At 67.0% G+C, this 21,265-nt stretch carries 13 protein-coding genes; 7 read left to right on the forward strand and 6 right to left on the reverse strand.

The window, feature by feature from the left end; all coding sequences use genetic code 11:
- Positions 1-146 precede the first annotated feature (146 nt).
- From IE198_RS14830 to IE198_RS14845, 4 genes are all read right to left on the reverse strand, one after another.
- The gene (locus IE198_RS14830) at positions 147-500 is read right to left on the reverse strand and encodes a hypothetical protein (protein WP_189886628.1); all 354 of its coding nucleotides are present in this window, start codon (positions 498-500) and stop codon (positions 147-149) included.
- A gap of 401 nt (positions 501-901) precedes the next feature.
- The gene (locus IE198_RS14835) at positions 902-1,255 is read right to left on the reverse strand and encodes a hypothetical protein (RefSeq protein ID WP_189886630.1); all 354 of its coding nucleotides are present in this window, start codon (positions 1,253-1,255) and stop codon (positions 902-904) included.
- A 650-nt stretch (positions 1,256-1,905) separates the two neighbouring features.
- Positions 1,906-2,403, reverse strand: a complete 498-nt coding sequence (locus IE198_RS14840) for an Imm21 family immunity protein (RefSeq protein WP_189886632.1) — start codon at positions 2,401-2,403, stop codon at positions 1,906-1,908.
- A gap of 13 nt (positions 2,404-2,416) precedes the next feature.
- Positions 2,417-10,537 (reverse strand): golvesin C-terminal-like domain-containing protein, encoded by an 8,121-nt coding sequence (locus IE198_RS14845; RefSeq protein ID WP_229833983.1) that lies wholly within the window; start codon positions 10,535-10,537, stop codon positions 2,417-2,419.
- A gap of 1,509 nt (positions 10,538-12,046) precedes the next feature.
- Here IE198_RS14845 and IE198_RS14850 point away from each other — a divergent pair.
- Both IE198_RS14850 and IE198_RS14855 read left to right on the forward strand, forming a co-directional pair.
- Positions 12,047-12,478: a hypothetical protein gene (locus tag IE198_RS14850; protein ID WP_189886636.1), complete on the forward strand. Its 432-nt coding sequence runs from the start codon at positions 12,047-12,049 to the stop codon at positions 12,476-12,478.
- 137 nt (positions 12,479-12,615) lie between these two features.
- Positions 12,616-14,130, forward strand: coding sequence for a peptidoglycan recognition protein family protein (locus IE198_RS14855; protein WP_229833955.1), 1,515 nt, complete (start codon positions 12,616-12,618; stop codon positions 14,128-14,130).
- Positions 14,131-14,221: 91 nt separating this feature from the next.
- On the opposite strand, the gene IE198_RS14860 is transcribed toward IE198_RS14855, so the two are convergent.
- Both IE198_RS14860 and IE198_RS14865 read right to left on the reverse strand, forming a co-directional pair.
- Positions 14,222-14,782 (reverse strand): hypothetical protein, encoded by a 561-nt coding sequence (locus tag IE198_RS14860; RefSeq protein ID WP_189886639.1) that lies wholly within the window; start codon positions 14,780-14,782, stop codon positions 14,222-14,224.
- Between the two features lie 280 nt (positions 14,783-15,062).
- Positions 15,063-16,670: a beta-N-acetylhexosaminidase gene (locus tag IE198_RS14865; RefSeq protein ID WP_189886641.1), complete on the reverse strand. Its 1,608-nt coding sequence runs from the start codon at positions 16,668-16,670 to the stop codon at positions 15,063-15,065.
- A gap of 195 nt (positions 16,671-16,865) precedes the next feature.
- On the opposite strand from IE198_RS14865, the gene IE198_RS14870 reads away from it, so the two are divergent.
- The 5 genes from IE198_RS14870 (at position 16,866) to IE198_RS14890 (ending at position 21,113) form a co-directional block, all read left to right on the forward strand.
- Positions 16,866-17,465, forward strand: coding sequence for a 2-oxo-4-hydroxy-4-carboxy-5-ureidoimidazoline decarboxylase (locus IE198_RS14870; RefSeq protein ID WP_189886947.1), 600 nt, complete (start codon positions 16,866-16,868; stop codon positions 17,463-17,465).
- A gap of 242 nt (positions 17,466-17,707) precedes the next feature.
- On the forward strand, positions 17,708-18,088 hold the full coding sequence (sdhC, locus tag IE198_RS14875) for a succinate dehydrogenase, cytochrome b556 subunit (protein WP_005313117.1): 381 nt from the start codon (positions 17,708-17,710) through the stop codon (positions 18,086-18,088).
- Positions 18,089-18,096: 8 nt separating this feature from the next.
- Positions 18,097-18,573 carry a succinate dehydrogenase hydrophobic membrane anchor subunit gene (locus tag IE198_RS14880; RefSeq protein WP_189886643.1) on the forward strand — a complete coding sequence of 159 codons (477 nt, stop codon included), beginning with the start codon at positions 18,097-18,099 and terminating at the stop codon, positions 18,571-18,573.
- Positions 18,574-18,597: 24 nt separating this feature from the next.
- Positions 18,598-20,352 carry a succinate dehydrogenase flavoprotein subunit gene (sdhA, locus tag IE198_RS14885; RefSeq protein ID WP_189886645.1) on the forward strand — a complete coding sequence of 585 codons (1,755 nt, stop codon included), beginning with the start codon at positions 18,598-18,600 and terminating at the stop codon, positions 20,350-20,352.
- Positions 20,352-21,113: a succinate dehydrogenase iron-sulfur subunit gene (locus IE198_RS14890; RefSeq protein ID WP_189886647.1), complete on the forward strand. Its 762-nt coding sequence runs from the start codon at positions 20,352-20,354 to the stop codon at positions 21,111-21,113. Before sdhA ends, IE198_RS14890 begins: the two co-directional genes overlap by 1 nt.
- The last annotated feature ends 152 nt before the right edge of the window (positions 21,114-21,265 follow it).

Consider the following 21,265-nt stretch of genomic DNA (forward strand, 5'->3'; position numbering starts at 1 on the left):
TCCGTGCTGCACGATCCGTGTTACGGGCATCCGAGTACATCGGAGCCAAGAGAAGCAATCTCTGGGCCTTCTCGCGGCTTCCCCCAGCAGCGTCAGAGATCGACTCAAGTTCGTCCCAGGAGATACCAGGCCCCATGAAGTGCCCCTCAACTGCCGCAATTCCAATACAGTACTTCCCCCCTACCGGGGTCGACGACATAGTCAACACCGTCGTCGTCTTCGAGATTCCGAAACACGACCACAAGGGCACTGTCATTGCCCACTGGGATCCTGAACGTTGGCCAGGCGTCTTCTCCTTTCATATTTCGATGCGCCTCAAGCGCATCATCTTCGGTACCTTCAAAGACTTCAAAAACAAGGTCCTCGTCCTCGATGCCCTGCGACAGGAAGTAAGCCGGCCAGAACCCTTCGGTTGAGAGGAAAGGAAATCCATCGACATGCGGGATGCCGCCGTCCGGTTCCACGCCGAATCGCCCATATCCACGAACATGCAGACTCATCTAATCTCCTGGACGGTCAACACATGGCTATTCACCAGTGTTGGGTAGCTGACGCTGTGACAGCAGCAGGGGCGTCCTGATCTGAGAAGATCGGCTGCTGAAGTCGGATGTGAGGCCTGAGCAAGGACACGCTTCTGGCGAGTGAGCGTACAGGGTGGGGCCCTGGGCTGCCTGGGGCAGCCGATGGGAAGGCACTGGTCAGGCAGCAGGAGCAGTGCCGGTGCGGAAGCCTGTGGACATTGCCCACATGTCCGCGGAGCGGGTCAACATGGGCATGCCCCCGATCCCGCACTTCCGGGACAGCGGCGTATCGGCAGCCCTTGGCCATTCGCTCTCCAACGGGCAGAGGTGGGCGTCCTGCCAGCAGGACGCCCACCTCTTTCACACCCCATCCACAGACTTCAGGAACGGAACCCTGATGTCTCGTCCCAAGGGATTCCGTGCCATTCCGTCAAGGCGTAAGCCATGAGGCGGTCATTGAACATAGGATCCGTCACCCCACTGAGAATAGTGATCAACATCAGATCCTTGCCCCGGGTGGCATCTTCTCCCAATGCGGGACGTGCTTCCTCGAGGAAGATGTCGAGAATCTCACCCCCGACGCTCACTTGGACGTACTGCTCGAGGACCGGTTCGGCAGGGCGGGAAATACGTACCGTGCTGCTCGCCCAGCCCTCTCCTTCCTTCACCTCACCGCTGGAGACGTCCACATCCTCGTCGCGCAGGTGAGTCAGAAGAACGTTCAGCGCCTCCATTGGAGATCGCCCTCCCGACTCCCCGAGGGCGCCGCACTCGAAAGCCATTCTTCACTCCTCCGCACATCAGTCGTCAAAAACATAGTCAAGGCACCGGCGGCCGTGCCGGGATCGCTGGTGGGGGTCGTCCGGGCGCCCACAGCCGGGAGGGACAGCACCAGCAGGAACAGCGCGACGGCGTACAGACCTGCGTGGCCACTCCGCGCAACCAGAGGCCGGCTCTCGCACCCGGCGCCCCGGTCGTGGCCTCCTCCCCGTTCCTTCCACAGCGGGACCGCCCCTCCCGTGACCACCTCGACGCTCACATCCATGAGTTGCTTGAGGTCCACCGTGCCAGACCCCACGAGCACCCGAGAAGTCGCCTGAAACCCCGAAGCCCCCGCCCGGCGAAGTGATCACCGGGTCAGGGGTTCGTAGTCCGCGGGAATTCGATACCGAGTTCCCGCTCCGTTCGATCCATGGCACCGGCCCCCACCAATTGGAGCCGGGTTCGTCCAACAGGGGCTTGCCGCGGGTCCTGGGGTAAGAGCCAGGTCTTGAGGGAGCCACGGACAGCGAGAAGCCCCGCCGGAGACCGGCGGGGCTTCCCGTTCCATCGCCGTGACGCTAACGATCCCGATCGGCACCGATGCACGGCTGCGACGCACAACTCACTCGATCACTCGATCGAGTTTGTGGACTCGCGCGCAGGTGCCAGTATCCGACTCGATGTCCGCGGTCCTCAGTCGATAGACCGCGGGCTCGACGTCCACCAACAGAAGTTCATCCGCGCGGGCGTCCGTCCCGGGCAGTGCGGCGTCGAACACGGCCAATCGGCCGTTCACCTGCACGACCGGGCCGTCCTCCCACTCGTTCACGAAATCGATGCCCCCACGCACGACCTCGACGAGTCGAGAATCACTGGGAGCCGCGATCCACTGAACAATGGCATGGAACTCGTCCATATAGGTTGTCGGAGCGGGAATATCGTTGATCGCCAACGCCGGGCAGGGTGCTGACGGCTCTCCGAACGGCACCAGCCCGGTGTAGCCCTCGACCTCACAGGCGTTGTCGTAGTCGGAATTCGTGTAACCACCCCAGAGGCGCCTCAGCGATTCCTCCACGACGATCACCGGTCCGCCCTCCGACTCAATCCATGCGAGGCTCATGGCGCACTTCCTCCTAATATCCGAGTTCCTTGGCGATTCGATCGTAAATCGGCCTCATGATAGGCGCCAACTGCCTCGCCCATCCAGCCTGTTCCCTGCTGCACTTGAGGCACTGCGGATACAGCCGCTGCGGGAAACCGTCGGGCACCCAAGAACTGATGGGCTGATGGTCAGGAACGTACCCCTTCTTCGAGCCGAAGGGGAAGATGATTCCGCAGGTATGGCACCCGAATCGGCTGCCGATCTCGTTGATCTGATCCCTTTCCCCGCCCGGAGATTCGTCGAACTTCTGCGACTTGCTCTTCGCCGGGATCGATTCGGCCGCGTAGGGACCGATGGGACAGACTACTTCGGCATCGGACCGGTTCTTCTTCTTGGCATTGTGCACCAGAACCGGCGCATCGCCGGCCATCACGTAGTACGTGTGCTGGCCTTCCACGGTGATGTTGTGGACGCGCTGCGTGCGGTGTGCCTCATCCACTGCTGTTACCTGCGCCCAGGCACCGGAAGCCGTCTGCAGCCACATGCCGGGCTCGAGTTCACCCGCATCGGCCCACGTGCCGAAGTCAGGCAGCCAGAAGGGGTGCTCGTCCGTCGCAGTAATTGTGGTGGGCTTGACGCCACCGTCCTTGCCATCGGGGTCGATGGTGAGCGTGACCAGGTGCTTGACACCATCACCGGTGATGGTGTCGGTCACCTTGCGGGCCTGCAGTTCGCCGGTCTCCGGGTCGGAGGCCACGACGTACTCGCCCTGCTTGAGGTCCTCGATGTTCTTCGTGGACCCGTCGACCATCAGGACCTTGGTGCCAGGGACGAAGCTGTTCTGCGTCGCAGGCTTCTTACAGGAACTCCTCTCGCCGTCCTTGGGCTTGGACTCCTTCTTGTGCTTGGGCTTGGACTTGGGCTTTGCCTTCGTCTCGTCCTGAGGCTTCTTGTGCTTCGGCTTGGCATTGGACGCCTTGTTGCTGCCCTTGATCGCGTCAGCAGCCTTCGCGCCCTTCTTGGCGTACTTGGCCGCCGTCGCCGCCGCGCCGATACCCGGGATGGCCGCCGCCATCGACAGCGCCGCGTCCTCGTAGTTGCCCTCCGCCGCGTACCACACGCCGTTGGCAACATCCGCGACCTCGCCGATCACCGGCACCATGCCCGCCACGTCCAGGGCCGCGTGGCCCACGTCCGAGAGGGAGATGTCGATGCCGAAGAGGTGGCCGTCGAGCTCCACGAAGGAGATCGGGTTGCCGCCGGCGAACGCGTAACGGTTGCCCGTGTACGGGTCGGTCGCCAGGCCCATGTCGTCCAGGGCGCCGCCGTACATGTCACGCGTCAGGAACCGGTTCAGGCCCGGGTCGTAGTTCCGGAAGCCCATGTCGTACGTACCGGAGCCGTCGTCGTGACGTGCCGCGTTGTAGCGGTAGTCGTTGTACTGCTCCTTGTCCGGGTTCGCAGCGTCCGGCTTGTCCGCGCCGGTGAACTGCTTCTCGTCGTCGGAGCCGTACGCCGAGTATCCGTACGTCGCCCGGGTGTTGCCGTCGTCCTTGGTGATCGCCTCCACGTCACCCTTGGGGTGGTAGAGGAACTGCGAGTACTCCTTCGTCGCATCGGTGTTGTGCTTGATCTGGGTCAGCTTCTGGCCCCACGGGCTGTACTGGTAGGACTTGGTCGCCTTGCCGGCAACCTCCTCCCGCAGAACCTTGGACTCCATGCCCAGGTACGTGAAGAGCGTCGTCTTCCCGCCCGTCCCGGACGTGGTCTCCTGCGCCGTGCGGTCGAACGCGTCGTAGACGTACGACGTCGTCTTCGCCGCCGCACCCGTGCCCGCCGTGTGCTTGGAGATCCGGTCGAAGCCGTCGTAGGTGTACTTCTCCTGCACCGACCCGTTCGACGAGACCGTGTCCAGGCGGCCCAGCGGGTCGTAGTTGTACGTGGAGGCAACACCGCCCGCGGACGTCTTCAGCAGACGGTTGCGGTCGTACGTCGACGTGGACACGACCGTGCCCACCGTCTGCTCGACGATGTTGGAGTTGCCGTCGTACGTGTACTTCTCCGTACCCGCCGCATCACCGGTCTTGGTGACCGTGTCGATCCGGTCCTGCGGGTCGTAGACGAACGTCGAGACGGTGTCCAGGTAGTCCGCCGCGTTGTCGGCGTTCATGACCTTGGACGTGTCCTTGGAGCGGTTCCCGTTCGGGTCGTACTCCAGGTCGTGCGAGGCGACGACGGTGCCGGTGCTCTTCTTCTCCACCTGCGACTTGACCGCGCCGTTGAGCCAGTAGGCGTAGTCGACGGTGTTCCCGTTCGGCTTCGTCTGCTTCAGCGGCTGACCGCGGTCGGTGTAGGTGAAGGTGGTGATCTGCTGGTTGCCCGCCGTCGGCGAGTCCGCGTTCGTGATCTTGTTGATCATGTCACGGACGTCGTACTCGGCCTTCGACCACGTCACGTCGTGCGTGGTCTCGACAGGGTTGCCGTTGACGTCGTAGGCCAGCGCGGTCGTGTTCTTGACCGTCGTGCCGAGCTTCTCCTCGACCTTCGTGAGCTGGTTGAGCTCGTCGTAGGTCATCGCGTACGCGTCGGCCTTCGCGCCCGGCGAGAGGTCCTTGACCTCGGCCAGCAGACCGTTGACGTCGTACCGGTAGGTGAAGTCCTTCTTCTCGTTGTCGGTCTCACCCGTGTTCGAGCGGACCAGCTTCACACCATCGGCCACGACCGTGCCGTCGGCCAGGTCGGACAGGGTGACCTTCTGGGTGCCGGACTCGGTGAAGGAGTACGAACCCAGCGAGACCCACTCACCGGAACGAGTGGTCTGGTTCACCGGCTTGGTGACCTCACCGCCCGCGTGGGTGATCTTGAATGGTGCATTGGTCGCCGCGCCGGTCACGGCACCGTGCCGGACAAAGACCTCGTACGTGCCGTCCTGCGGGATGTTCAGCTGCCAGGTGAACGAGTCCGCGCCTGTGCCCTTGGGGTGCGTACGGACGTCGTAGCCCCACTGGCCCATGGCCTGCGAGGCGCCCCAGCTGCCCTGCGTCGCCGTGTTGTGGACGTCGCTGGAGTCGACGACCACGACGTGGTTGCCGACCGGGATGCCGTCGTCGGAGCGGGCCTTCTGGTTGCCCGACGGGTAGAAGTCCCAGGTCATCGTGCGCTGCGACGAGCCGCCGGCCGAGGTCAGCGTGTTCCTCGTCTGCTGGCCGAGCGCGTTGTAGTCGTACGACGTGGTGATCTCGAACGGGTCCTTCGCGGACTTCGTCCACCCGTTGTCGTAGTAGGTGTACTCGGTGTCGTTGCGGACGCTCTGCCCCTGCGACGGCGGCGCGGAGACACGCTCCAGCTGACCGACCGAGTCGTAGAAGAAGAAGGTCTTGTCCGGGGTGGCGTACTTCGTGTTGTCCTTGTCGAAGGGGCGCAGCTGCTCCTTGACCCGGTTCAGCTCGTCGTACACCGTCTCGGAGGTGAAGTCGGTCGCGTCGTCGGTGGTCTCGACGCCGCGCGGGCTGATCTCCTTCGTCTGGTTGCCTACCTCGTCGTACTCGAAGCGGGTCGTCCGGTAGGTGATGACGCCGGAGCCGTCCTTCGAGTACGGGACCTTGATCTCCTTGACCAGGCCACGCCGGTCGAAGACCGTCTCCGTGGTGTTGTTCTCGGCGTCCGTCGCCTTGGGCGAGCGTCCGTCGAGGTCGTACTCGACGGTCGTGAACTTGCCGGCCGCGTCCGTCGTCTTCGTGACCCGGTTGTTCAGGTCGTAGGTGTACTTCGTGGTGAAGTCGGCGGTGTCCGCGGTCGCGTTCTTCTTCGGGTCGACGACGGTGACCAGGTTTCCGACGTTGTCGTACTCGCTGGAGACCTTGTCACCCTTGGCGTTGACCACCGAGACGGGCTGGTAGATCTCGTCGTAGGTGTAGGTCGTGGTGTAGTCGCCGACCGTGGCCGTCAGGTTGCCCTTGGGCTCGGTGACGGTCTTGACGTTGCCGACCTTGTCGTACGTCGTGGTTGTGCGCCGCTCGGGGTCCGTCGTGAGGTCCTTCGGCGCGAGCGAAGCGGTGACCTGGTCGGCCTCGTCGTACACCGAGGACGACTCCGCGCCGCTCGGAGTGAAGACCTTGAGCAGGTTGTTGTTGGCGTCGTACTCGGGCGCCGGGGTGGTGATGTAGACGCCTGCCGCCTGGTCCTTCGGCTGCTTCTGCTCCAGCGGACGGCCGAAGTAGTCGTAGGACTGGGTGACCTTGGCGCCCTTGGCGTTGATGACCTCCTTGGTGTTGCCGCGCTCGTCGTAGACGAAGTTGGTGGAGTTGTTCAGCGCGTCCGTGATCTTCGTCGGGTAGCCGTGCGGGCCGAAGCCGAAGTACGTGGTGGCGTGGCCGTTCGCGTCGGTCTGCTTGGTGGGCTGGCCGTACGCGTCGTACTCGGTGGTGGCGGTGTAGTCACCGGCGGTCGCCGAGGCGACGCCCTCCGGGTCCGTCACCGACGTCTGGTTGCCGAACTGGTCGTAGCCGAACTCCCAGACGTTGCCGAGCGGCGAGGTCTTGCGCCACAGGTCGGCGGAGTAGCCGTCGATCCGTGTCGTGTACTCGAACTTCGTCGCGTTGGCGGGGTACGTGGCCGGGTTGCAGTAGTCCGTCGGGTTGAACTGCGTCCAGGACTTGGTGACCTCCGCGTCCCACGTCCGCAGCGGGTAGCCCGTCTTCGGGTCGTAGCAGGTCGCGGTCTTGGCGCCGTTGGCCGCCTCCATGTAGACGACGTTGTTGTCCGCGTCCCAGCTCAGCTTGGTGGTCTGGGCCTTGGCGTTCGTCATCTGCACCGGGCGCGCGAAGTCGTCCAGGACGTGGTCCGTGGCGCGCGACTCGGCGTCGGTGACCTTGGTGTCGGTGAACTTCGTGTTCAGGACATTGGGCTTGTACGCGAAGTTCGTGGCGAAGTTCCGGCGATCGGTGATCGTCTTGGTCCACCAGTGGTACTTCGGGTCGTCACCCACCTGCGGCGCGTAGTACGCGAAGGAGGTCGCGTTGCCCCGCGGGTCTGTCGCCTTGACCAGCTTGACGTTCTTGTTGCCCTGCGTCGCGTCGTAGGTGAACTTGAACACCTTCGGCTGCGTCCAGGCCTCACCGTCGACGATCTGACCGAGCAGACCCTTCGTGGTGTAGTAGAACGTGATCTTCCGGCCCGAGATGTCCGTCATGGACTTCACGTGGTCGTAGATCTTCGAGTTGGTCAGGTTGGTGCCGGAGACCTTCGCGCCCGTGTCGTCGATGTACTGGTAGGACGCGTCACCCTTCTTGTAGTACTCGAGGGTGAGGGTCTGACGGCCGGCCGGGTCCGTGATGTAGGTCAGGAACTTGGTCGGCTTGTTGTTGGACCTGCGCTCCTCGTACGTGAACGTCTGCGTGTTGCCGTCGTTGTCGACAGCGGACGTCATGTAGCCGTCGCAGCCGAACAGGAACCGCGTGCCGTCGGGGCGCGTGAGCGTCCAGGCGTCCGGGACCGGGTCCGCGGTCGGCTTGCAGTCCAGGCCCGACTTCTTCGTCAGCTTGAAGTGGACGCCCGCGGGGGCCTTCCACACGCTGTTGACGCTGTCCCAGCGGAAGACGTGCGTGGTGCCGTCGCCGTCGGGGAGGCGGATCTCGGTGGGGTTGGGGTTCGGGTGGAAGTCCAGCGGAGCGCCGAGGCGCGTCGGGCCGGAGACCTGCGCCGACCAGCCGTGGCCCAGGACCGTGTCCGAGGTGTCCAGGGTGTTGTAGGCCAGGCGCGCGAAGGTGTTGAGACCGCGGCCCGGGTTGTTGATGGCGTTGTACTGCCACACGCCGTTGCCGGACGCCAGGTTGTTCATGAAGCTCGAACCGGCGCCGGTGTTCTTACCCGTGTACGAGTAGAACTTCTCCAGACCCAGCGTGTTCGACGTCGGGTCCTCGACCGCCACGTTCTGCTTCAGCGAGGGAATGCCGCCGGTGCCGGCGGACAGCCAGGTGCCGTCGGCGATCTTGCGGACGTCCCAGCCCAGCATGTACTCGTTGCGCTTGTTGCCCGAGTCCGAGTTGATCGGGGTGGCGACCTTGGCCTGGATCGTGGCCGACTTGCCCGGCAGCAGGGCCGGGATCGGGGTCTCCAGCTGGTTGCCGCCCGTGGTCACGTCCGTGCCGTCGGGGAGCTTCCAGGTGTAGGACAGCTCGCGCTCACCCGCGGCCCACGCCGAAGCGGTGGTGTTGGTGACGGTGAACTCCACGGTGTACGTGGTGTTCGGCGTCATCCGCGCCGGGGTCGTGGGCGCGTAGTACGTGTCCTCCGTCGTGGAGTCCACGTAGATCACGCGCAGCAGCGGGCGCAGCTGGGGGTCGGGGGCGGCGGAGGACAGGAAGATGGAGCGTTCCTGCGGGCCGGCGGTGGACTCGTCCTTCAGCTTGATCAGGGTGCCCTTGTTGCTGGTGGGCGTCTTGACCCAGCCCTGGGTGAGGGACGTGGCGTCCCACCAGTGGCGGCCCAGGTCGGTGTTGAACGCCGGGACGTAGTCGGAGACGACGGAGGAGTGGTCACCGCCGGGCGTGGTCCACGCGGTGGTGGAGTTGGCGTTGTTCCAGGTGGCCTGGGTCTCGGTGAAGTCCCTCGTCAGCCCGTGCAGGTTGTACTGGGCCTTGGACGTGGCGACGTCGCGCGTGGTCATCGTGGACCACAGGAAGACCCGGCTCTCGAGCACCGTGGCGGTGGTGGGGATCGTGGTGGTGGGCCACTTGATCACCGAGCGCGTCTTGCCGTAGGTCGCCGAGTTGTTGCCGACCGTCAGCCAGTCCTGGCCGACCGTGCCCTGCTCGATGGTGTTCAGGTTGGTCGTCGGCTTCAGCGAGGACAGCGTGGTGTCGGTGACACCGGCGCCGGCCTGGATGAGCCGCATGGTGCGACCGGCCTTGGGGATGCCCACCACGCGGGTCGGGGAGCCCAGTACCTGGCCGTCGGCCGTCTTGACCGCGATCTGGTAGTAGTACGACTTGCCGATCTCCGCGCTGCTGGAGTCCGGCGTCGGAACCGCGGTGGTGTCCGTGTAGGTGGTCGCCGTCTTGGCGATCGGTGCGACCAGCGTCGCCGCGGAGGGCGTGAACACCTGCTGCGTGGAGCGGTGCAGCTGGTACTCGACGATGTCGAGGTCCGTGTCACCGGTGGTGTTCTTGTACGCCGCCCAGGACAGCTCCGGTCCGGTGCCGTGCACGACGGTCGGCGAGTTCAGCGAGGTGCCGACCTTGCCGAAGGTGACCGTCAGGCGCGGGATCGTGGACGTCTCGCCGCCGTAGTCGTAGTCCCCCGCCTGATACTGCGGGCCGCCCAGCGGCGCGGTGGAGGACTCGTCCACGGCCTTGATCACGAAGCCGTAGTTCGGCGAGGTGCCCGAGACCCACTTCTGGACGGTGTCGCCGACCCGGAAGTTGTGCCACTGGTTGTACTCGCCGATGTCCTTGCGGATCTGCGCCGGGTTGACCAGCCGGACCGCGTCGGCGATCGTCCGCTTGGTCGCATCACCGGTGTCCCCGAGGACGATCTTGCCGGTGTTGCCCTTTGCGAAATCGATCTGCGTGGTGCCCAGCTGACGCCAGCCCGTGGTGCCACTCGCCTGGTTGACCGTGAAGTTCGCGGTCGGCTCGGCCGACGTCACCGTGTAGGGGGCGGCCGTTGCACCGTCGGTCTGCACCGGGGTGTGGACCTCGACCTTGTAGTCCGCGGCATCGACGATGTTCGGCTGCCACGTGTACGACTCACCGGTCGCGGTGTTCTTGTTGTACGCGTAGTCACTGCCGTAGCCGGTACCGGTCAACCGCGGCCACTCACCGACCGCCGCCGTACCGGTGTCACCGTCGTCCATCAGGACCGTGGTCGCCGACTGCTCACCCACGAACGTACTGGTGTTGTTCCAGTTCGCCCCGGCCTCGGTCCACGAACCCGTCGCCCGGCGGACCTCCACGTCCACATTCGTCGAACCCGAGGTGTGAACCTGGTCGAAATACAGCGACAACTGCGCCGTGTCGACCTTCGACCCGGCCGGGATCTCATCCAGCGGGAACGAGATCAGCGACCGGGCGATCCCCGTGCTGCTGGTCTTGCCCGCCGACATGTCCCACGTGCTGTTGAAGTTCGTCGTCGGCGCGTCCGAACGCACCATGACGTCCTGCGACACCGAAGCAGACGGCGCGATCGTGATCGTCGGGTCGATCACCACCGGGTACTGACGCTCCGGCGCCGCCAGCCACTTCTCGTCCGGAGTGACCGTCAGCCGCCACTGCTTCCCGTGCCGGGACAGCTCCTGCGCCACCTTCGCGCTGTAGGAGGTGCCGTACGGAGACGCCTTGTCCTTCTTCGCGTCCGTCATGAACGCCGGAGGAATCACCAGCACCGGATTCGCCGGATCCTCGCCGAACAGGGCGATCGAACCGTCGCCCTGCTCCTTCGGCTCCAAAGAACCCGCGTCCAGCGTGAAGGTGAACTTCACCGGCTCGGCAGGCTTCTCGGCCAGGGTGATGTTCTCCTTCACCCGGCCCCGGCCCACCCGGTAGGCGACGTCCGCACCCGACGCCAGGCCCTTGTAGGTGACCGTGTCACCCTTCACCGACGGCGCGACACCCCTCGCCGCACCCTCCAGCCCGAGCGTGACCGCCTGACCCGCAGCCGTCTCGAACCGCACCAGCCGCGACGGGTCCTTTCCGAACCAACTACGCCCGGTGTTCGTCGTGTTCGCGAACTCGAAGCCCTTCGCATCCGACGCACGGACCGTCGTGTCGATCGGCTTCCACGACCCGCCCGACCGGTACGACAGCGGCTTCGCCGACAGCTCCGCCTCGATGCGCCCGTCCGACATCTGCCAGAACCGCGCCTGCGGCGTACGCCGCTCCGTCAGTTCCTTGACCCGCTGCGCCGGCGGCAGCTTCTCGCCCTTCGGCAGCTTCTCCCGGCTCGGTATCTCGAGCTTTCCACCGACCGGAGGCTTCGCGTCCTCCTTCTCGTCCTCGTCCGAGAACCAGCCCGCTATGGTGTCGACAACGCCCTTGCCGTCGTCCTTTTCTGGCCCTGACGGTGGCGCCGCATAAGCGACCTGCGGCAACAGCGTTCCCGCCACCGCCGACACCACCAAACAGGAGATGTATCTCCTGTATGGAACTTTCACGTCATTACCTTTCCGCACTGCGGGGCCGAATCCCCGCAGGCGGAAGGGATCCGCAGACGGAAAAACGGCACGCCGAGTAAGCCCCACCGGGGGTTTCCGATGCAGCCTGAATCCGTGCCGCTCTTGTGCACGCGAGCAGGGATCGGACCAGCTCACGAGCGCGGCAGGGGATTATTGATCATTGAAGTGACGCCGCGTCAAGTCCACGGACATTCAGGGCAACGCACGAACACCCCGTCGCTTCACCCCTTTTGTCCAGTCGCTCGCGCGGCGCGCCGCGCGTGGTGTATAACCGCCCGGTTCGACGTCACCCGATCCAGCCGACTCACCGAAAGCCGGGCCCCGTTCATGTCATCCAAGGAATCCACGGAAAGCGCAGAGCCGGAGGGAATGTCCGACGAGACGCCGGACACGGAAACCGCGGAAGCGGAAACGACCGGCGTGGAAGCGGCCGGCGCGCAAGAGGCTCGGGCGGAAGCGAAGGAAGAGCGAACGCCGGACACCGGGACGGTGAACGAGAGTCCGAAGAAGGGCGCCGGCGGCGGTCGGGCGGGAGTGGCGATCGCAGCCGTCCTGCTGCTCGCCTGCGGCGGCCTCGTGGGCTACGGCGTGCTCGACACCGAGGAGAAGCCGAAGCCCCCGGCTGTGCCGACCGCCTCGGTGACCTACGAAGTCACGGGCGAGGGCCCGGTCGAGATCTCGTACCTCGCCCGCAGCGAGGACGGCACGGCGACCGTCGTCCGGGATGCCGAGCTTCCGTGGAAGAAGACCGTCCAGGTGCCGCTGGGCAAGCCGCCGACCATCGCCATCGTCCTCGGCCAGAAGGGCGGCCAGGCGGCCTGCACCCTGGCCATCCGCGGCGTACATGTCCAACGTGCCACGGCCATGGGTGAGTTCGGTCGTGCCACCTGCGCGGGCGAGCTGCCCGCCGGCGACAACTGATCATCGCGCACACGATGCGCGTACGAGGTTTACGAGGGATGGGCATGAATCCGAGAGGGACTCGCGCGCGGCGGGCGAGAAGAGCACCGAAGGCCGTTTGGCTGGCAGCGGGGGCAGTGGTCCTGGCGGGCACGGGGGTGACGGCCGTCGCCGTCACCGGCGGCTCCGAGAGCACCGGCGCCGACGACAACTCCCGTGCCGCGAAGGCCCACACACTGGCGCTGGACGGCAAGGACGCGAAGAAGCGCGAACTGCCGCGCACGCAGACGCAACTGTTCTCGCTCGTCGGCGTCTCCTGGGAGGACAGCGCCGACGACTTCGAGGGCACCGCGCAGATACGCACCCGCAGCGCGGACGACGGCACCTGGACCGACTGGCGCGATCTCGACTTCGACATCCGGGCCCCGGAGTCGGAGGAGGGCGACGCCTCGGGCGTCCGAGGTGCCTCCGAGCCCCTGTGGGTGGGACCGTCGGACGCCGTCGAGGCCCGTGTGGCGGCCGGCGGCAAGGAGACCGCGGTGCCTCAGGCCCTGCGGCTCGACATGATCGACCCGGGCGGGACGGACACCGGCAGGGGACAGGGCAAGGAGAACGGGACGAGCAAGCCGTCCGCCGAGCCCAAGAAGACGGACACCGCGGCACCGAGCCCCTCGTCCACCGGCGGGGGCACCGCGCCGAGCACCGCCCCCGAGCCGACCGGAGCTTCGTCGGAGCCGACGGAGGCACCGGCCACCGATCAGCCGGTCTCGCCCACGGCGCCGGCCCCCTCCGAGGAGCCGATCGAGGAGCCGCAGGAGCCGACGGCCGAACCGAGCGCCCCCGCCCCGAGCCAGGAGCCGACCGCTCGGCCCAGCGCCCCGACCGAGGACCCGACGGCCCCGACGCCTCCGGTCACCGAGGAGCCGCAGGAGCCGACGGCCGAACCGAGCGCCTCCGCCCCGAGCCAGGAACCGACGGCGGAGCCCAGCGCCGCTCCGACCGGCGAGCCCACGACGCAGCCGAGCACTCAGCCCGATCCGGCCGAGTCGACCGGACCGACCGCTCCTGCCGCACCGTCGATCGTCAGCCGGGCCGACTGGGGCGCGGACGAGTCGCTCGTCGCGGACCCGCCCTCCTATCTGGACAAGGTCGACGCGGTGTTCGTCCACCACACCGCCGGCACGAACAGCTACGACTGCACCGAGTCGCCGGCGATCATCCGGGCGATCCTCACGTACCACGTGAAGACCAACGGCTGGAACGACATCGGCTACAACTTCTTCGTCGACAAGTGCGGAACGGTCTTCGAGGGCCGCGCGGGCGGTGTGGACAAGCCGGTGCGCGGAGCCCACACGTACGGCTTCAACGGCTACTCGTCCGGCGTCTCGCTCCTCGGCGACTACGAGAACGGCGGTACGCCCACTCCCGCGGCCAAGCAGGCCATCGCCGACATCGCCGCATGGAAGCTCGGCCTGCACGGCGTCGACCCGGAGGCAGAGGTGACGCTCACCGCGGCCGGGGACACGGGCGTCTACAAGACCGGCGAGAAGGCCACGCTCAACACCGTCTCGGGCCATCGCGACGGATTCGCCACGCTGTGCCCGGGCGCCACGCTCTACTCGGCGCTGCCGGAGATCCGCCGCACGGCGGGTGCGTCGGTGTACGCGCACTGATCCCGCACGGCCCGACGGCCGCCTCCCGCCCCAGTGGTGGGGGGTGGCCGTTTCTCGTGTCCGGCCCGGCGGCCGGACGTACCGCGCCGCCTCAGCCCGTGACGCGCGCCCGGCGCGAGACCGCGGCGCGCAGGACGCGGCGGCCCTCGGTCGACACCTCGAGCGCATGGCGCAGGCCGTTGCCGCCGGGCGGTTCGGCGAGGATCTCCAGGATCTGCGCCTGGCGCCGCAACTCCCCGGCCACCAGCGGCCCGGCGCCCTCCGCGTCGCCCTCCCGGCAGCGTTCGAGGGTCTCGGGCGCACAGTTGCCCATGTCGAACCGGCGGTGCACCTCGAGGGCGGCGACGGAGCAGCCGTCCGCCCATTCGCGCAGCGGCTCGGTGGCCCAGTCGGAGGGAGCCGCGCCGAGCATTCGGCGCACCAGGGCGGCGTCCTCGTCGTCGAGGGACGTGTGCTCCAGGGCGCGGCGCGCCGCCGCGAGTTCGCCGGCCCAGTCCTCCTCGCCGCCGGCCAGTCCGGCCCAGAGCGGGCGCAGGGTGTCGTCCTCCGCCGCGAGCAGCGGCAGGCAGCGGTCGAGACACGCGAGCCCGCTCGCGGCCAGGCCACGCTCATCCGCCTCTGCGATGAGTGCCGTCAGGCTCTTGGAGGTCATACGGACACCTTCCGTAGCGGACGAAGTACTTGCCCTTGTACCTGTCTCTACTGCGTCCGATGGCGTGTTTACGTCACAGCGTGGCCGGAACGTTACCCCCGACGCAATGCGTTCGCGCACAAATGCGCCACACCTCTGTTACCTTCCATTCACAGGAACTGGGCCCGCGCCAGGCGCCGTTGACCCGTCCTGACGTGACCGCGGTGTGAGCCCGCACACCCCCGGGCGGACTCACACCGCGACGGTCCGTCCCCGGCTGCGCGGCCGGGAATCGTCCCCGTCATCCGAGCTTCTGTGCCAGCTGCTCGAACGACTGCCAGTTCCGCTCCGGCTGCCGCGGGTCCCACAGTTTCTGGGCCGTCGCCTGCAGCGGGCGGCGGATTCCGGCCGCGACCTGGTCCTGGGTCTGCGCGTTCGCCAGGTCGCACCAGACGGCGAAGCGGCCGCCCAGGATCTGGGCCGAGTACTGCTGGGGCACCGCCTCCGTGCCGCGCAGCACCAGCGGTGTCCACTGCTCGTAGATACGCCGGCCCGTCGGGTACGTGAACTGGTTGGGCTCGCCGAGCACGTAGTAGAGGAACTCGTCGTTGAGGTTCACCACCCGGCGGCCCTCGGCCAGATACTCCTCGGGCTGGCGCGCCCCGATCTCCTTCCCGGTCCAGTACTCGACCTCGATGCCCTTGTCGGCGGTGACCTTTCCGCCGCTGAAGAAGCCGTCGTTCCATGCCTTGGGCGTCTTCCTCGCCTCGCGGACCACCGCGGCGCGGTCGTTCAGCCAGCCCTCCGCCAGGTCCTCGATGGTGGCGCCCGCGCCGTACTTCTGGCGGGCGGCCTGGGCCAGCTGCGGATAGGAGGCGGCCGGGTCGCTCACGGTCAGCGCCTGGTACTCGTCCGCGCCGACGTGGAACCAGGCGCCGGGGAAGAGCGCGGTGTACTCGCGCAGCAGGTCGTCGACGATCCGTGCCGCGTCAGGCTGGGAGATGTCGATGGCGCCCTGCCTGGCCACGCCCTGGGTGTTGCGGAGCTGGAGCTGCGGGTGCGCCCGCAGCACGGCGCCCAGGTGCCCCGGTGAGTCGATCTCGCCGAAGACCGTGATGTGGAGGCGGTCGGCGAGCGCCAGGATCCGGCGGACCTCGTCCTTGGTGAGGTGCTGCTCGGAGACCACCTCGGGGTGCGAGTCGGACTGGATGCGGAAGGCCTGGTCGTCGGAGAAGTGCAGGCCGAGCTGGTTCAGCTTGAGGTCGGCCATCTCACGCAGCCGGTCCTCGATCCACCCGGCCGTGAAGTGCTTGCGCGCGATGTCGAGGTTGAGTCCGCGCTGCGGACGGTCCGGCCGGTCGCGTACGACACCCTCCGGCATCGAGCCGCCCGAGCGCACCGCCTGCTTCAGGGTCCGGGTGCCGTAGAAGACCCCGGCCTCGTCCGGCCCGGTGATCCGTACCCGACCGCCACCGGTGGTCAGCGTGTACGACTCGGCCGCGCCGTCCCCGGCGAGAGCCAGTTCCACGTCGCCGGCCCTGGCGGCGACCGCGCCCCGGTAGGTCAGCTTCAGCTCCTGGGCGAGGAGCCTGCCCTCGTCGGACAGCGCCTCGCTGCCCTTCGCGACGACGACGCCACTGTCGCCGGTCCGGCTCCAGCCGGGGCCGCGGGCGGCCTGGTGAGCGCGTACGGAGGGGATGGTCGCGGGCTCCTCGGAGAGCGCGTAACTGCGGGTGGGGCTGGGGGTCCGGCCCGGGGCGGCGGCCGCAGAGGTCGTACCCGCCTGGTCCGGTGGCGCGCCGCCCGGGTCGGGGGCGCCTTCGTCGGAGCAGCCGGCGAGCGTCATGGCGAAGACGGCGGCCGAGGCGGTTGTCGCACCGATCAGACGGATCCTGCGAGAGAACCACATCGTTCTCATACCTCCCATAAGCGGTGAACCCCCTTGAAGCAGCAGCACCCCCTCTGCGTCCATTACCTGTGCCCAAACTCTCCCGTCCGGGTGAAATTCGTGCATCCATCGGACGGCTTCGCGTCGATATCGATAGCGTTACGACTCACCCTTCTCTCCCTTCCCACCGTCCCGCTGCCCTTCGAGGAGCCCCCGCTGACCAGCGATTCCCACGCCGGCCTCCCGAAGCGACCGCCGACACTCCACCACACCCGGGGCGTCGCCGCTCCCTCTCCCATACCGTCCCAGCGTCGCGCGGAGTCCGGGCTCGAGCACTTCAACAGCGCCCCGGCCGACGCCGCGGAGGCGACCGTCCTCGCCTGCTGCGGCAGCCGCCGCTGGGCCCGCCGGGTGGTCGCGCACCGCCCCTACCCGGACCTCGGGTCCCTCTTCGCCGCCTGCGACGAGGCCGGGTACGACCTCAGTCCGGGCGACGTCCACGAGGTCCTGGCCGGCGAGTCGTCCACCGGACTGCCGCCGAGTGCCCCGCAGGCCGCCCACACCGCGCTCGCCGCGGCACACGTGGCCTACGAGAGCCGATTCGGACACGCGTTCGTCATCTGTCTCGACGCCTACCGGCCCGACGAGTACCTGGACCAGGTACTGGCCGGTATCCGGAGCAGGCTTTCCCATGAACCGGACGAGGAGCGGGCCATTTCCGCGGAGGAACTGCGCGCCCTCGCCCGGTCCCGGCTGGTGCACGCCCTGGCCGACCACCCGGGGACGGGGACCGGCGTCGCGGGGGTCGTCACCTAGTCCGGTCCGTTCGTCCGGTCTGTTCGTCCTCCGTCTCGGTCGACAGCCCGCCGTGGTCGAAGGATGGAGGATTGGTCCGTCCGTGGCTGTTTGATTGCCTGTTTGATCACACCAGTGGACCCCAGGCCAACGAACCGACAACACGTCGCTACGATGGCCAGGGCCGGTGGACCGTACCCGGCCGGGCCAGACCGACACCCCAAGCCGGCAGGCCCCAATCCCCGCTCCCGGAGGGTTCTTCCGTGCCGGCTGGAACGCTGTACCGCGGCCGGGAAGGAATGTGGTCCTGGGTGGCTCACCGAGTCACCGGCGTCCTCATCTTCTTCTTCCTGTTCGTACACGTGCTGGACACCGCTCTCGTCCGCGTCTCCCCCGAGGCATACGACGAGGTCGTCGCCACTTACAAGACGCCAATCGTCGCGCTGCTGGAATACGGCCTGGTGGCCGCGATCCTCTTCCACGCGCTCAACGGCCTGCGCGTCATCGCCGTGGACTTCTGGTCCAAGGGCCCGCGCTATCAGAAGCAGATGCTCTGGTCCGTGATGGCCATCTGGTTCGTACTGATGGTGGGCGCCCTTTACCCCGTGCTCGGCCACGCCGTCCGCGAAGTCTTCGGGAGCTGAGGCCAGAAATGTCCGCTGACACCACTTCCGCGATCGGTCCCGTCGAAGGCGCACGCCGCTATGACGTGGACAACCCGGCCCCGCTCATCGAGGCCCCGCGCAAGCGCACCGGCAAGACCCCGCGCTCGACACGCGGCAACTTCGAGATGGCCGCATGGCTCTTCATGCGACTGTCCGGCGTGGTCCTCGTCGTCCTGGTCATCGGCCACCTGCTGATCCAGCTGGTGCTCGACGGCGGCGTCTCCAAGATCGGCTTCGCCTTCGTGGCCGGCCGCTGGGCGTCCCCGTTCTGGCAGACCTGGGACCTGCTGATGCTGTGGCTTGCCATGCTGCACGGCGCCAACGGCCTTCGCACCGTCATCAACGACTACGCGGAGCGTCCGAACACGCGCCTGTGGCTCAAGGGCCTGCTGTACACCGCCACGGTGTTCACCATCCTTCTGGGCACGCTGGTGATCTTCACCTTCGACCCGAACATCCGCTAGGCACGGGGCTGAGGTAATCCACTCATGAAGATCCACAAGTACGACACCGTCATCGTCGGCGCCGGCGGCGCCGGCATGCGCGCCGCCATCGAGGCGACGAAGCGCAGCCGCACCGCCGTGCTCACGAAGCTCTACCCCACCCGCTCCCACACGGGCGCCGCGCAGGGCGGCATGGCCGCCGCGCTGGCCAACGTGGAGGAGGACAACTGGGAGTGGCACACCTTCGACACGGTCAAGGGCGGTGACTACCTGGTCGACCAGGACGCCGCCGAGATCCTGGCGAAGGAGGCCATCGACGCCGTCCTCGACCTGGAGAAGATGGGCCTGCCGTTCAACCGCACCCCGAACGGCACCATCGACCAGCGCCGCTTCGGCGGCCACTCCCGCAACCACGGCGAGGCCCCGGTCCGCCGGTCCTGCTACGCCGCGGACCGCACCGGCCACATGATCCTCCAGACGCTGTACCAGAACTGCGTCAAGGAGGGCGTGGAGTTCTTCAACGAGTTCTACGTCCTGGACCAGCTGATCACCGAGGTCGACGGCGTCAGGAAGTCCGCCGGCGTGGTCGCCTACGAGCTGGCCACCGGCGAGATCCACATCTTCCAGGCCAAGGCCGTGATCTACGCGTCCGGCGGCACCGGCAAGTTCTTCAAGGTGACCTCCAACGCGCACACCCTGACCGGTGACGGCCAGGCCGCCTGCTACCGCCGCGGTCTGCCGCTGGAGGACATGGAGTTCTTCCAGTTCCACCCGACGGGCATCTGGCGCATGGGCATCCTGCTGACGGAGGGCGCCCGCGGTGAGGGCGGCATCCTCCGCAACAAGGACGGCGAGCGCTTCATGGAGAAGTACGCGCCGGTCATGAAGGACCTCGCGTCCCGTGATGTCGTCTCCCGCTCCATCTACACCGAGATCCGCGAGGGCCGCGGCTGCGGTCCGGAGGGCGACCACGTCTTCCTGGACCTCACCCACCTGCCGCCGGAGCAGCTGGACGCCAAACTCCCGGACATCACCGAGTTCGCGCGTACGTACCTCGGCATCGAGCCCTACACGGACCCGATTCCGATCCAGCCGACCGCGCACTACGCCATGGGCGGCATCCCGACCAACGTCGAGGGTGAGGTCCTGAGCGACAACACCACCGTCGTACCCGGCCTGTACGCGGCCGGCGAGGTCGCCTGCGTCTCGGTGCACGGCGCCAACCGCCTCGGCACCAACTCGCTGCTGGACATCAACGTCTTCGGCAAGCGGGCCGGCATCGCCGCCGCGGAGTACTCGGCGAAGTCCGACTACGTCGACCTTCCGGAGAACCCCGCGTCGTTCGTCGCCGAGCAGGTCGAGCGCCTCCGCAACTCCACCGGCTCCGAACGGGTCTCCGTGCTCCGCAAGGAGCTGCAGGAGACCATGGACGCCAACGTGATGGTGTTCCGCACCGAGCAGACGATCAAGACCGCGGTCGAGAAGATCGCCGAGCTGCGCGAGCGCTACCTCAACGTGTCCATCCAGGACAAGGGCAAGCGGTTCAACACGGACCTGCTGGAGGCCATCGAGCTGGGCAACCTGCTCGACCTGGCCGAGGTCATGGCCGTCTCCGCACTCGCCCGCAAGGAGTCCCGCGGCGGTCACTACCGCGAGGACTTCCCGAACCGCGACGACGTCAACTTCATGCGCCACACCATGGCGTACCGCGAGGTGGGCGACGACGGCTCCGAGTCGATCCGTCTCGACTACAAGCCGGTCGTCCAGACCCGCTACCAGCCGATGGAGCGTAAGTACTGATGGCTACCCCCGTCATGGACAAGGCCGAGGCAGTGGCCAAGGCCGCCTCTCCGTACATCACGGTCACCTTCCGGATCCGCCGCTTCAACCCCGAGGTCTCGGCCGAGGCGGAGTGGCAGGACTTCCAGATCGAGATCGACCCGAAGGAGCGCGTGCTCGACGGTCTCCACAAGATCAAGTGGGACGTCGACGGCTCGCTGACCTTCCGCCGCTCGTGCGCGCACGGCATCTGCGGCTCCGACGCGATGCGGATCAACGGCAAGAACAGGCTCGCCTGCAAGACGCTGATCAAGGACATCAACCCGGAGAAGCCCATCACGGTCGAGGCCATAAAGGGCCTCACGGTCCTCAAGGACCTGGTCGTGGACATGGAGCCGTTCTTCCAGGCGTACCGCGACGTGATGCCGTTCCTCATCACCAAGGGCAACGAGCCGACCCGTGAGCGTCTGCAGTCCGCCGAGGACCGCGAGCGCTTCGACGACACCACCAAGTGCATCCTGTGCGCCGCGTGCACGTCCTCGTGCCCGGTGTTCTGGAACGACGGCCAGTACTTCGGCCCGGCGGCCATCGTCAACGCGCACCGCTTCATCTTCGACTCGCGTGACGAGGCCGGCGAGCAGCGGCTGGAGATCCTCAACGACAAGGACGGCGTGTGGCGTTGCCGCACCACGTTCAACTGCACGGACGCCTGCCCGCGTGGTATCGAGGTCACCAAGGCGATCCAGGAAGTGAAGCGCGCGCTGATCACGCGCCGCTTCTGACACTTCGGCAACTCGTGTGACGTGGTGTCACGGGCCCCTGTTCCCCAGTGTGGAACAGGGGCCCGTGCCCGTATCTCCGTACGGGCTTCACCGACCGGGGGCGTACCTGGCAGGATCGGGGAACGTCTGATCTGACGCAGCGGGAAAGCGGG

It is taken from the genome of Streptomyces xantholiticus (assembly GCF_014651015.1).
GTDB classification, from domain to species: Bacteria; Actinomycetota; Actinomycetes; order Streptomycetales; family Streptomycetaceae; genus Streptomyces; species Streptomyces xantholiticus.

Coding starts and splice junctions, on each gene's coding strand:
- IE198_RS14830 (WP_189886628.1), bottom strand. CDS start 500: ATGAGTCTGCATGTTCGTGGATATGGGCGATTCGGCGTGGAACCGGAC.
- IE198_RS14835 (WP_189886630.1), bottom strand. CDS start 1,255: ATGGAGGCGCTGAACGTTCTTCTGACTCACCTGCGCGACGAGGATGTG.
- IE198_RS14840 (WP_189886632.1), bottom strand. CDS start 2,403: ATGAGCCTCGCATGGATTGAGTCGGAGGGCGGACCGGTGATCGTCGTG.
- IE198_RS14845 (WP_229833983.1), bottom strand. CDS start 10,537: ATGGTGCGTTCGGACGCGCCGACGACGAACTTCAACAGCACGTGGGAC.
- IE198_RS14860 (WP_189886639.1), bottom strand. CDS start 14,782: ATGACCTCCAAGAGCCTGACGGCACTCATCGCAGAGGCGGATGAGCGT.
- IE198_RS14865 (WP_189886641.1), bottom strand. CDS start 16,670: ATGTGGTTCTCTCGCAGGATCCGTCTGATCGGTGCGACAACCGCCTCG.
- IE198_RS14880 (WP_189886643.1), top strand. CDS start 18,097: ATGTCCGCTGACACCACTTCCGCGATCGGTCCCGTCGAAGGCGCACGC.
- sdhA (WP_189886645.1), top strand. CDS start 18,598: ATGAAGATCCACAAGTACGACACCGTCATCGTCGGCGCCGGCGGCGCC.
- IE198_RS14890 (WP_189886647.1), top strand. CDS start 20,352: ATGGCTACCCCCGTCATGGACAAGGCCGAGGCAGTGGCCAAGGCCGCC.